This window comes from Pelagicoccus enzymogenes (assembly GCF_014803405.1).
GTDB lineage: Bacteria > Verrucomicrobiota > Verrucomicrobiia > Opitutales > Opitutaceae > Pelagicoccus > Pelagicoccus enzymogenes.
Window position 1 is genome coordinate 141189 of record NZ_JACYFG010000009.1, and the last position, 12874, is coordinate 154062.

Annotated in this window: 10 protein-coding genes; 9 read left to right on the plus strand and 1 reads right to left on the minus strand. The window is 56.7% G+C overall.

Going from position 1 to position 12874, the window contains the following annotated elements; genetic code table 11:
- Window positions 1-35: 35 nt before the first annotated feature.
- Window positions 36-410 (plus strand): hypothetical protein, encoded by a 375-nt coding sequence (locus IEN85_RS08805; protein WP_191616730.1) that lies wholly within the window; start codon window positions 36-38, stop codon window positions 408-410.
- Window positions 411-523: 113 nt separating this feature from the next.
- On the opposite strand, the gene acs is transcribed toward IEN85_RS08805, so the two are convergent.
- Window positions 524-2467 carry an acetate--CoA ligase gene (gene acs, locus IEN85_RS08810; protein WP_191616731.1) on the minus strand — a complete coding sequence of 648 codons (1944 nt, stop codon included), beginning with the start codon at window positions 2465-2467 and terminating at the stop codon, window positions 524-526.
- Window positions 2468-2653: 186 nt separating this feature from the next.
- Between acs and rho the strand changes: the two genes are divergently transcribed.
- From rho to IEN85_RS08850, 8 genes are all read left to right on the plus strand, one after another.
- Window positions 2654-3814 (plus strand): transcription termination factor Rho, encoded by a 1161-nt coding sequence (gene rho / locus IEN85_RS08815; RefSeq protein WP_318186599.1) that lies wholly within the window; start codon window positions 2654-2656, stop codon window positions 3812-3814.
- Between the two features lie 145 nt (window positions 3815-3959).
- Window positions 3960-5726, plus strand: coding sequence for a hypothetical protein (locus tag IEN85_RS08820; RefSeq protein ID WP_224772528.1), 1767 nt, complete (start codon window positions 3960-3962; stop codon window positions 5724-5726).
- A gap of 259 nt (window positions 5727-5985) precedes the next feature.
- Window positions 5986-9774: an ATP-binding protein gene (locus IEN85_RS08825; RefSeq protein WP_191616733.1), complete on the plus strand. Its 3789-nt coding sequence runs from the start codon at window positions 5986-5988 to the stop codon at window positions 9772-9774.
- Between the two features lie 94 nt (window positions 9775-9868).
- Window positions 9869-10624: an imidazole glycerol phosphate synthase subunit HisF gene (gene hisF / locus IEN85_RS08830; RefSeq protein ID WP_191616734.1), complete on the plus strand. Its 756-nt coding sequence runs from the start codon at window positions 9869-9871 to the stop codon at window positions 10622-10624.
- A 30-nt stretch (window positions 10625-10654) separates the two neighbouring features.
- On the plus strand, window positions 10655-11089 hold the full coding sequence (locus tag IEN85_RS08835; RefSeq protein WP_191616735.1) for an RrF2 family transcriptional regulator: 435 nt from the start codon (window positions 10655-10657) through the stop codon (window positions 11087-11089).
- A gap of 255 nt (window positions 11090-11344) precedes the next feature.
- A complete protein-coding gene (locus IEN85_RS08840) occupies window positions 11345-11938 on the plus strand; it encodes a Tll0287-like domain-containing protein (RefSeq protein WP_191616736.1) in 594 nt (197 codons plus the stop codon).
- Window positions 11939-12025: 87 nt separating this feature from the next.
- Complete coding sequence (locus IEN85_RS08845; protein WP_191616737.1) at window positions 12026-12409, plus strand: c-type cytochrome; 384 nt, start codon at window positions 12026-12028, stop codon at window positions 12407-12409.
- Between the two features lie 30 nt (window positions 12410-12439).
- Entirely contained in the window at window positions 12440-12856 is a 417-nt protein-coding gene (locus tag IEN85_RS08850) for a globin family protein (RefSeq protein WP_191616738.1), read from the plus strand.
- Window positions 12857-12874: the final 18 nt, after the last annotated feature.

The window sequence follows — 12874 nt, forward strand, 5'->3', positions numbered from 1 at the left end:
GTCACCACCAGCTGCCAAAAAGTTAAAAGCAAACAATGCCCTTCGAAAACACTTGGGAAGACCGAGGCTACTATTCTCGATTCTGGGGAATCGTACCGGAATGGGAGATCGACGTGATGAATCGCGAGTTCTCCGACGACCCGCGCTGCGACACCGCCCGCTACCAAATCTTCGACGGAACCGATATCGAAGCTTTTGCCGTTACCGAACGAGAGATCAAAAAGATCGCATCTAACGACATCGGCGTAGAATCCTACCTGAAGAACATTTCCGTAGCCCTAGTGGGATCCAAACCCGAAATAAAGGCCGCGTACCAACAATACGTCGAGACCTGCCAAAAGGTAAACAAAACTTGGACCTTCCGCATCTTCGACACCCTCGCCGAAGCTCGCCAGTGGCTCCAAGCTTGATTGCACTTTCCGCAACCCACGCCGCCCCCACAGTTCGTATCCAAACTTAACTACAAAAGAAAAGGCGACGCTCCAAGCGTCGCCTTTGTAGTTTAAATTACGATACAGAACCCTTATCCCTTCTGCAGAGCCTTCACAACGTTCAAGTCCTCGAGCGTAGTCGTATCCTGCTTGATTTCCTTGCCCGCGGCAATGTCCTTGAGAAGACGCCGCATGATCTTGCCGCTACGCGTCTTGGGCAATGCGGGAGCGAAGCGAACCTCGTCGGGCTTGGCGATAGCGCCAATTTCCTTGCCTACGTGCTCGCGCAATTCCCTGCGAAGCTCATCGGTCATCGCGACACCTTCCTTAAGGGTGACAAAGCAAACGACCGCGCTTCCCTTGAGATCGTGCGGGCGCCCCACTACCGCTGCTTCCGCAACGCCACCATGGCCGACCAAAGCGCTTTCTACTTCTGCCGTTCCGATGCGGTGTCCTGAAACGTTCAATACATCGTCGATACGACCTACGATCCAGAAATAGCCGTCCTTGTCCTGCTTGCAGCCATCGCCACAGAAGTAGACGCCCTTGTACTCGCTCCAATACGTTTCCTTGTAACGCTTTTTGTCGCCGTAGAGGCCTCGCAGCATGGAGGGCCAAGGCTGGGTCAGCACCAGCTTTCCGCCATCGCCTCGCCTCACTTCGTGTCCCTCATCGTTGAAAACCTTCGGCACAACGCCGAAAAATGGAAGTCCCGCGGATCCGGGCTTCGAGTACGCTGCGCCAGGAAGCGTCGTGATCATGATGCCGCCCGTTTCGGTTTGCCACCACGTATCCACGATTGGACAACGGCCGCCGCCAATCGTCTTGTGATACCACTTCCAAGCTTCCGGATTGATCGGCTCACCCACGGACCCCAAGAGGCGAAGCGAGCTGAGGTCGTGCTTCTCGATATGTTCGCTGCCCCATTTCATGAAAGCGCGAATCGCTGTCGGAGCGGTGTAGAAGATAGTGACGCGGTGCCGCTCGACGATGTCCCAAAAACGATCGACCTCCGGATAGTTCGGCGCGCCTTCGTAGATCACATTGGTGGCTCCGTTAGAGAGGATGCCGTAAGTCACGTAGCTGTGGCCTGTGATCCAGCCAATGTCAGCCGTGCACCAGTAAGTATCTGACTCCTTGAGGTCGAAGACGTACTTCGAAGTCATGGTGGTACCCAGCAAGTAGCCGCCACTGGTGTGCAGCACGCCCTTGGGCTTACCGGTACTTCCGCTCGTGTAGAGGATAAAGAGCGGCGTCTCAGCATCGAAGGCCTTGGCCGCGTGCTTATGGCTGGCCTCGTTCATGAGGGTGTGGTACCAGAGATCGCGTCCTTGTTTCATGGATACGCGATTGCCGATCCGCTTTACCACTACCACGTTCGTCACCGTCGAACAACCGGCCATGGCTGCATTGACGTTCTTCTTCAAGTCGACCACCGATCCCCGGCGCCAGCCGCCGTCTGCAGTCACCACCACCTTCGCTTGGCAGTCGTTCACGCGGTCCTTGATCGATTCGGAACTGAAACCACCGAAAATGACCGTGTGCACGGCACCGATACGGGCGCTTGCCAGCATCGCCACCACCGCTTCACAGGTCATCGGCATGTAAATAGCAATGCGGTCACCCTTCTTGACGCCGAGGCTTTCCAAAACGTTGGCGAACTTGCACACTTCCACATGCAACTGCTTGTAGGTCAGGGTCTGCTGGTCCCCCGGCTCACCCTCGAAAATCAAGGCTGCCTTGTTCTCACGCGCCGTGCCGAGATGGCGGTCCACGCAATTCTCGCAAACATTTAGCTTGCCACCTACGAACCATTTAGCTTGGGGTTCTTTCCACTCGAGCGTTTTCTTCCAAGGCTTACGCCATTGAAGCAACTCTTTCGCTTGAGCGTTCCAAAACTTTTCGGGGCTCTCTACGGACTCTTTGTACAGCCGTTTATATTCGGCCATACTACCGATAGTAGCTTGCTTCCTGAATTCGGGCGACGGCGAAACTTTTTCGCTCTGGTTCGCAGTTGAAGTGGTCTTGTCTGGCACTAACTTACTCCTCGTTTCTTGGGGTTAGGGATTTAAGGCAAAACACGATACTGTCTCCGACGATCTTTAGCGGTCAAGCTTTGGAACTCAATCGACAGGCTCTCCTCACACTTTTTTCGATGCGGTTCAACCGGCTGTAACCCCCTTATCGCCTTCCGTATTCGAATTCCACGCACGCAATCCTTTATAACATATCACCGTTTATTCCGCTCCGTCATGGACAACGAGAACGCGCAAAAAGAAGAAACCATAACCGTCGAGGGCGTCCTCGAAGTCACAAAGAAGAAGACTGGCCAGCTGCTCGACCTGAGCAAAAACGGACGCCAGCGTCCCACGGACCCCTTCGTGCCCAAGGAGCTCATCCGTCGCTTCAAGCTGCGCAGCGGCAGCCACATCGTCGCTCAAGCGACCTCCGACCCACGCTTCCAAAACCCCAAGGTCCGCTTCATCGAGCAGGTCGACGGAGTCAGCGTGGAGGAACGCCGCAAGTTCACTCCCTTCGCCCAGCTCACCACCATCACGCCAGAGGAGCAAATCCGACTGGAAACGGACAAGAAGCGCATGACCACCCGCTGCATGGACCTCTTCTGCCCCATCGGCAAAGGCACCCGCGGACTCATCGTCGCCCCGCCTCGCACCGGCAAGACCACCCTTCTCACCCACATCGCCCAAGGCATCAACGCCAACCACCCGGAAATCCACCTCATGATCCTCTTGGTGGACGAGCGCCCCGAGGAAGTCACCGACTTCCGCCGCAACATCGACGCCGAAGTCTGGGCCTCTTCCAACGACGAAGAACTCCCCAGCCACCTGCGCGTAGCCGAACTCTGCGTAGAGCGCGCCAAGTGCCTCGTGGAAACCGGCAAGGACGTGGTCATCCTGATGGACTCCATCACGCGCCTAGCCCGAGCCCACAACGCCGCCAGCAAGGGCAAGCGCACCATGTCCGGCGGTCTCGACATCCGCGCCCTCGAGAAGCCTCGCCAAATTTTCGCCGCCGCCCGCAATACCGAGGAAGCCGGCAGCCTCACCATCATCGCTTCCGCCCTCATTGAGACCGGCAGCCGCATGGACGACATGATTTTCCAGGAATTCAAGGGAACCGGCAACATGGAGATGGTCCTCGACCGCAAGATCGCCGACATGCGCATCTACCCGGCCATGAACATCGCCACTTCCGGCACCCGCCGCGAAGAATTGCTCATCCCCGAGGACGTGCTCGAAGGCATCCACTTCTTCCGCCGCGCCCTCGTGCAGCAGAAGCCGGAGGACGCCGCCGAGACCATGATCACCCGACTCTCCAAAACCGACTCCAACCAGGACCTCCTCAACCTCCTCAATCGATAAACGCAAGGAATCGGGCACTCTTTTCGAGAATAAGCTGCGCCAAACGCGCTTAAGCCTTGATCTGCCCCGATTCGTCGCGTGAAAAAGTACGTTTCCTCAGCTCGCAGGGCATAAAGCGAGCGCCACATCAGTTCTCAAAATATCAATGGATAGCTTCTCCGAACAGTGCCTCGACATGGCTCGCTCCATGCTCAGCCACAATTTGGATTCCATCAATCCCGATGGAACCATCACACCCGTCGAAGGTGAAGATTCTCGTCTGGACGAGTCCGGCCACGCCGCCCTCGCTATCGGCGAGTTCTACCGCGCCACCGGAGAAACCGAGCTTGACGGCAAGGATCTCATCGACCTCGCCGCCCGCTGCATCACAGCCCAGGCCTTCCGCGATCCCCCGCAGGAAAACGGACTCGCCTACGCCGCATTGGCCCTGCTCTCCTTCGGACCTTCCAAGGAACGCAACCCCGTGTGGGAACGCCTCGTCGACGAGACTCGCGAAAACCTCGACCGCCTCCTGCTCAACCGCAGCGACTACAACAACCACTGGCAGGCCTTCAACGTGGCCAAAGCCGTTTGCCGCTTCTCCCTCGGACTCTCCAAGAAGGACGAAACCGGCCGCCTCATCGAGCGCTTCCTCTCCCGTATCGAAGAAACCAGCTCCAACGGCTACTTCGACGACGTCGGCGACGAAGGCATCGGCGGATCCTTCTCCCTCTACGGAGTCATGTCCTTCGTCTTCACTCGCCAAGCCCTCCAGCTGCACAGCAACCCGGGCCTCCGCGAGCGCAAGCTCCCCTCGCTCCGCACCTTCGCCGAGAAGTACATCAAGCTCCTTCCGGACATGGTCCGCGAAGACGGCCTCGGCTGGACCTGCTCCGAAAACGCCGGCGCCTACGGCCAGATGCACCTCATCTCTCTTTTGCTCCAAGGTTTCCGCGACGGTTGGGTCCCCGATGACAAGCGCTCCAAGTACTTCGACTTGCTGCGTCGCCTCTTCTACTTCTTCTACGTCACCTACCTCGACCAAGAGCACGGCTACCTCGTAGTCCGCGACGGCGAGCGTACCGCGTACCGCAACCACACCACCCGCATGGCGAACTTCGACGGAGCTCGCTACCTCAGCCAGTGGTCTCGCCTCTCCAAGCAGATCGACGCTCCCGCGGCCGCTGCTCCAGAGCCCTTCAAGTCCGGTTGCCGCTTCGTCATTTTCGACAAGTCCAACAAGAAGGAACAAGGCCTCCTTCTCTACCGCAACGTGGAGTCCAACCTGCAAGTCCAGATGCCGCTCATGTCCAGCAACGGACACGCGACTGCCGACTGCCAGGCCTTCCCCCACTCCCCCGGCGTATTCGATTGGCCCAACAGCCAGTACGCGCCCATCATGATTCCAGAGCTCACTGTCGGAGAAGACGTCTTCGTCCCCTCCTACTACGGAAAGAAGTGCACCACCGGCCTCGGCTTCAAGCGCTCCTTCTACTTCCGCTACGAGCAACCGGAGTGGATCACCAAGGAGGAGAAGATCGTTCCCGGCCTCGGCACCGTTAAGGTCAACTGGACCTTCGCCGGCAACCAGATCTCCTGCGAGTACATCTACAGCGTGAAGAACCAGGTCACCCTCGACCGCTTCCGCTACATGCTCGCCATCGCCTCGCCGCACTCCAGCTACCGCCTAGAGACTTCGCCGATGCTCGGCGCCGAAGGCCTTCGTTGCTCCATCCAAAAAGACGATTTCCAAGGCACTTGGAAAGAGACCGAAGTGGTTACCAACGACAGCGCCTACCGCACCAACTACGGCAACCTGCACTACTTGCAGATCCTCGAGCGCGACCATCCGCTCATCATGCGCCCAGGCCAGACCTACCGCTTCGCCGCCACTTTCGATCCGGACATCATCCAGATCGGCGACGCCGAGTAATCGCAGGCAACAGTCTAGCTACACCTTTCAAAACGTCGGAGCCCCGCTCCGGCGTTTTTTGTTCCCCACCGGACATAGCCAAGCGTCCCAACCGCAATCGGACGATTCACAGCCTCCGAAATCCCCATCGGGAGGATCTCATTAAGCAATGGCCGAATGAGGTATAAATACCCTGCAAAAACTCCTTGCCGATTCGACTACGACAAGAAAGTGAACTTACTTACCCCTATGGAAATCCACGACGTTCTTCACTTCCTCCATGCGTCACAACCTCATTAGTTCCTTTTTGATTTCCTCCCTTGCCGCGCTTTTGTCATGCAGCGCTGGCTTAGCCAAACAGCCATTCACGCCCGAAGCGTCGGACCCCAACTTGGAGGATTGGCGTTGGACCGAGTATTCCCATTTCGACGGGAAGCGGATCACTTGCATGACTGAGTATCCAGCGGAAGTCTACTGGTTCGGAGGCGCCGACGTCACGATTCGCTACGACGGATATCGCTACCAGGAATTCGGCGCTCAACACGGCCTCCAAGGGACCAAGGTCCTCTGTTTCGCCCGACATCCTACCCTCGGGCTGCTCGCAGGGACCAACCAAGGGCTCTTCCGTTGGTCATCCGAGAAATGGCAGGCAATCGTGTCCAGCCATACGCCGCAGAAGATCCAAGCCCGAAACATAGTCGTCCTCGAAGACCAGTCGATCTTGGTTGCGCTCTCCGAGCTGGAGGAAAGCCCGGAGAGCTCTCAAAGGTGGCACGGCCTGCTTCATGTAACCGAAGAACGGATACAGCTCTACTCGAGAGAGCCGCCAGCTGGCCTAGACGAGATCCTGCTCACCAAGCCATTTAGGCACGTTCCCGTTCCCGAAGACTCCTGCATCATGATGGACGGACAACTTCGCTTCAACGTCACCTCGGTTACCCAGGCGAAAGACGGAAGTATCTGGACCTCCATCAGCCAAAACAACCGGGCTGGAAACCGAGCCGTCAGGTACGCCTACAGTCCAGAGACCCACGTCCTCTCGCTCGATCGCGTTTTCAAATCTCCCGACGGCCCAGAAACCGAGAGCTTCACCTCGATCATCGAAACCGACGAAGGCGAGATCTGGATAACAAGCAATAACTCCACCATCGGAATCGCCCAGTGGAACGGGGAACGCTGGAAACAACAAAGGCTCTCCGAATTCTTCCCCGGCAACGAAGCATTCTACTACATGATAAAAACCTCCGACGGGGCCGTGTGGGTTGACGGTTCCGGCAAGTACTTCCGCTACAAAGACGGCCAATGGGCTCGCTACAGCTTTCCCACGATCCCCATCACCCTATCGAACCGTATCAATTTTTTCGAGGCATCGGATGGAGCGATCTGGATCATTGCCACCAACTCCCGCCTTTTCCGACTGGACTATGCCAGCAAACCCTGGAACTTGCGCAAACGCCTGGCATTCCAGCTAGAAACCGCCGACAAGTCGCTCTGGTTTCTCTCCGAAGACGGCAGGCTCGTGCAGAACCAGGCCGAGCAATGGAACTCGTTCGGCGTTGAAGACGGGATCATCGACACCCCACTGCGACTCTTCCTATCGTCCCAAAACGAATTATGGGCAATCGGTAGCCACCGGGGGCACGCGGCCCTCTCCCATTCCGCCGACCAACGACACTGGGAAACTATCGAATACCCCGACCTTTCCTGGTCCTTCGATCATCGCGCCGCATTCGAAGACAAGGATGGAGCGATCTACTTCGCCTCGGCCGTAGACACTCCGCCACACCAGGAAACAGGCCTTGTCCGCTTCAACAACCCGACAACCGATAAATCAGACTGGACCCGAATGGGAACAAACACCCAATTCCCAACCAAACAGAGCTACTACGGCATCGGCCAAAGCCCCGACTCGCGCATTTGGCTCGGAGGCCGCCCCGTAGTGACCCTCCGGAATGGAGTCCAAAGCATCGCCGCCGAAATCCCGGAAAGCGACGTTTTCGTCGACTACATTTTCAATCAACCAAACGGAAACCTTTGGCTCGTCACCCGGGACAGAGGCATGCTCGAAATAGCTTCCAACGAAAGTCGATGGCACAACGTCGAGTCAGGGCTTCCCTCCCACTCAATCGTCTCCGGCTATGCTCACTCGTCAAACGATGTTTGGATTGCCCTAAACGACCAAATCGCCCGCTACGACGGAAAGAGCTGGAGCACCTTCTTCAAGCCCAAGGACAAACGCTACGCCCGCGGCACAGTCACCTTCGGTCCCGATTCAACAGGCACCATGCACATATCCCAAGTCAGCAACTACTGGCTCCGTCGCGGGTATCCTGGAAACAAATACACCCCCGACCTCTCGCCTTTCAACACCCTCTCCTACTACGACGACCGCAAAGCCCCTATCGTAAAGATCACCCACTTTGAACCGAAAGTCGGGCCGACAGGAAACACCAGCGTTACCTGGAGCGGAACCGACTTCCTCGAACGCACCCCGCGAGAACAGCTTGAATACTCCTACAAGATCAACGACGCTCCTTGGAGCCCCTTCTCCAAAGAAAGCGCCAAGCGCCTCCTCGGGCTCGCCCCCGGTGAGTACAAGATAGAGGTACGCTCCCGAAACCGCGGTTTCAACATATCGTCCGAACACGCTAGCGCCGTCTTCGCGGTCGCAGCCCCTACTTGGCAACAGCTCTGGTTCCAAGCCACCATCGCTACCCTGCTCGCGCTCGTCGCCTTCTTCCTCTACCAAACCATTCAACGCAGCCGCAGCCTCTCCAAGCTCAACAGCAAGCTGCTGCAAAGCAACAAGCAGCTCAATGAACAGCAGGAAATCATCGCAACGCAAAACCGAGCCTTGCGCAGCCAGCATACCGAACTGGAAAACCGGGTAAAGGAACGGACCGAAGACCTGGAGAAAGCCAAGCTCAAGGCCGAAGAATCGGATCGGCTCAAAACCGCCTTCCTCGCCAACGTTTCCCACGAGATTCGCACTCCCATGAACGCAATCATCGGATTCTCGGAGCTGCTCTCCTACGCGCCCCAACAGAGCGAAGAAAATCGCAGTTTCATCAAAACCATTCAAAACAGCGGCAAGGACCTGCTTAACCTCATCGACGACATCATCGAAGTTTCCAAACTCGAGTCCGAGCCCGTTGAACTTGCAGAGGAGGACGTACTCGTAAATTGGATACTCACCCAAACACAAGACACCTTCCGCGGGGTTTTGACCCGCTTGGGAAAAGAGAACCTGAACCTGATAGTCGACACCAAGGAGCTTCCCGAAGGCTGCACGCTCCGCACTGACCCTGCCCGCCTAAAGCAGGTCCTCAAAAACTTGCTCAGCAACGCCGTAAAATTTACGCCCGACGGCTACATCCTGCTCCGTTGCCGGCCCACTAACGATGGAAAGTCACTGGAATTCTCCGTGGAAGACTCTGGCTTCGGAATCAAAAAGGAACAACTCTGCCTCATATTCGAACGCTTCCGCAAAGCCGACACCAACAAGGGGCATACTCATCGAGGCAGCGGACTCGGCCTGCCTATCAGCCAAAACCTCATCGCCAAGCTCGGCGGAAAAATTGAGGTGGAGTCCGAACTTGGAAAAGGCAGCAGATTCTACTTTTCCTTGCCATGGGACGGACGCGTCGACCAGCAGGCCACGGTAGACACACCCGCAGCGGAGCCGGAAGACAGTTCGCGGACCGTCCCGCTCTACCCTCTGCTCGTCGTCGAAGACGAAGCGGCAAACGTCGACCTCATCTCGAAGATGCTCGAACGCCTCCAGTTTCCCTACATTCACGTTACCAGCGCCGAGAGAGCGATCGACCTCTGCCAGCAAACGAAGTTTTCCGCGGTCCTCATGGACATAAAGCTCCCTGAAATGCAAGGAGACGAAGCCGCACGCAAAATCCGAGAAATTGCCCCCACTCTTCCCATCATCTCCCAAACCGCCTACGCCATGGCAGGAGAACGCGAGCGCTACAGCCAAGAGCCATTTACCGCCTACCTCTCGAAGCCGCTCACCTACAGCAGCCTAGCAGCCACCTTGAACGCGGTCCTCGGTTCCTGAACGAGCCGCCAGCTGCCCACACCCGTCCCAAAAAGGCGTTGCCAGCGGCACGCTCGCTTCTACCGTCTTCGCTCTTCACCTTTTTCTTTCCGCAATGTTAGCCAAACGCATCATCCCATGCCTCGACGTCCACGCCGGCCGCGTCGTCAAAGGCGTTAAGTTCAAAGAGCTCCGCGACGCGGGCGATCCAGTGGAATCCGCCAAAGCCTACGACCAGCAAGGAGCCGACGAACTCGTCTTTCTCGACATCACAGCCTCCTCCGACGAACGCCAGATCATGCGCGACGTCGTCGAGCGCACCGCCTCAGAATGCTTCATGCCTCTCACCGTCGGCGGCGGACTGCGCACGGTCGAAGACATTCGCAAGATGCTGCACTCCGGAGCCGACAAGGTTTCCCTCAATACCGCTGCCATCAACAACCCCGACCTCATTTTCGATTCCGCCAAGAAGTTCGGCAACCAATGCATCGTGCTCGCCATCGACGCCAAGCGCGACGGCGACTCCTGGCGCGTCTACACTCACGGCGGACGCAACCCCACCCCGCTCGACGCCATCGAGTGGGCCAAGAAAGCCGTCTCCCTCGGCGCCGGCGAAATCCTCCTCACCAGCATGGACGCCGACGGCACCCTAGCCGGCTACGACTGCGAACTCACTCGCCGCATCTCCGAGTCGGTGGAAGTTCCCGTCATCGCTTCCGGAGGAGCAGGCAATCTCGACCACATGGTCGACGTGCTCAACGAAGGCAAAGCCTCCGCCGTGCTCGCTGCCTCCATTTTCCACTTCGGCACTTACACCATCAAGCAAGCCAAGGAACATCTCGCTGCCGCCGGACTGCCCGCGCGGCTCTAGTTCCCCAGCAAAAAACCGTTTCCCCAAAAAATGGAGCTTACAAAATTCTCGGACTACAGCCTCAGAATGCTCCTCTACCTTGGGCTCAATCCCGACCGAGTCGTTTCATTGGTCGAGATCGCCGACGCCTATTCGATTTCCAGAAATCACTTGGTCAAGATCTCTAACCACCTCGCCAAACTCGGGCTCGTGCAAGCGACTCGAGGCAAGGGCGGCGGTCTGCAACTCAGCAAAGCCCCCGAGGATATCAATATCGGGAGCGTGGTACGCAGCACCGAAGGCCATAGTCCCCTCGTCGAGTGCTTCGATCCCGAGAGCAACACTTGTTGTATTATAAAGAGCTGCGCCCTGAAAGGCGTCCTGAAAAAGGCGGAGCGAGCCTTCTACTCCGAACTTGACCAACACTCCTTGCAAAACCTTCTACGCAACCGCAAAGGCCTCAAGCTTGCCCTTGCCAAAGATTAAGCGCCCAATATTTCGCGCTCATAAGCTGCGACGTCAAAATCCCGCAGCTTACAGGATTTCAAAAACGCTTCGCGATTAATGAAATTCATAGTTCTCCCATTTGAGAATGTGTCGCATTTTTCGTAGTTACATTTCCCATACATGCATACAGGAATGACACGGACTCGCTCTTTTTCTTTAAAGTAATATTCTAAATACTTCTTTTGGCATCGCCGATGCTAAAACCGGATTAGTTTCCCATTTGCCTAATCCGAAATGAAAAAGAAAAACATCCTCTACGCAGTCCTCCTCAGTGGAGCGACTTTGACATCCACCCTGTTCCTCTCCGGCTGCGGAGAAAGCGAAGCCGCCACAGGCGGCATCTCTCCTCAAAAGATGGCTGACGGGCTTCACCTCGTAATGAAGTCAGACCGCACCATCTACACCCGCAACGTCGTCAACCGACTCGTCAAGCAAGACAAGGTCATCAAGGCTTCCGAGCACTGGGCCGACGACAAGGCCCTCCCGCTTCCCGCCCAGATGTTCCGGATGGGAGCGGAAATGGTAGCGAAGGAGCCAGACGCTGGCTTCTCCTACTCCCTGCAATCCATCTGGCCAATCAACGCTCAGAACGCTCCCAAGACAGAGGTCGAAAAGACAGGCCTTCAATACGTAGTTGATAATCCAGGACAAAACTACTACGCCGAGGAGGAGCTTGGCGGAGTCAAGTACTTCACCGGCGTCTACGCAGACACCGGAGTAGCCGCTGCTTGCGTCGATTGCCACAACGAGCACAAGGACTCCCCCAAAACCGACTTCAAGCTCGGCGACGTCATGGGCGGAGTCGTCATTCGCATTCCCCTAGACTAATACGCGAAGCTGACTCCAAGCAGAGCCTCTCACGTGAGGTTCTGCTTTGGAAAACCCAATCTTTAGGCCCTCCTCATTCCTCTCAATATGAATGTTCGCTGGAAGTGCAGCTCTGCTGTTCTCGCTATTCTGTTCTGTTCCTGCGGTGAAAAGCCTGCGGTCTCGAATAGCGGCGGCTTCGATCCGTCTAGCGTGCCCTTGACCGACCCAGACCTCATCGCAGGTCAAAAGACTTGGTCGGAAACCTGCACCACCTGCCATCTGACTGGGCTCACCGGAGCGCCCATCATCGGCAACAAAGCCGCTTGGGAGCACCGCATAGCCAAGGGACTCGAGACCCTCTACGACCACGCCCTCAACGGCTTCATCGGCCCGGAGTACACCGAGATGCCTCCGAAGGGTGGCTTCGCAGAGCTAAGCGACGATCAAGTCAGGCAAGCGGTACGCTTCATGACCCACCTTAGCCAATAACTCTCCAATCATCCTCAACCTCTTATATCTATGACCGAAAAACAAATCGAACTCGTCCAATCCTCTTGGGAAAAATGTATTCCCATCGCCGATACGGCAGCTTCCATTTTCTACGCAAAGCTCTTCGAGCTCGATCCTAGCCTCAAGCCACTTTTCAAGAGCGACATCAAGGAACAAGGAAAGAAGCTGATGACCATGATCACCACGGCTGTTCGCGGGCTCAACAATCTCGAAGGGATCGTAGGGGCAGTCCAAGCCATGGGCAAACGCCACGTCGGATACGGAGTAAAGGACGAACACTACGAGACAGTGGGAACCGCCCTCATTTGGACGCTCGGCCAAGGCCTCGGCGACGATTTCACGGAAGAGACGAAGGAAGCTTGGATCGCGACTTATACGCTCCTCGCTACCACCATGAAGGACGCTGCCAACGAAGTTGCTGCGTAACAAATTTCTAACTACAAA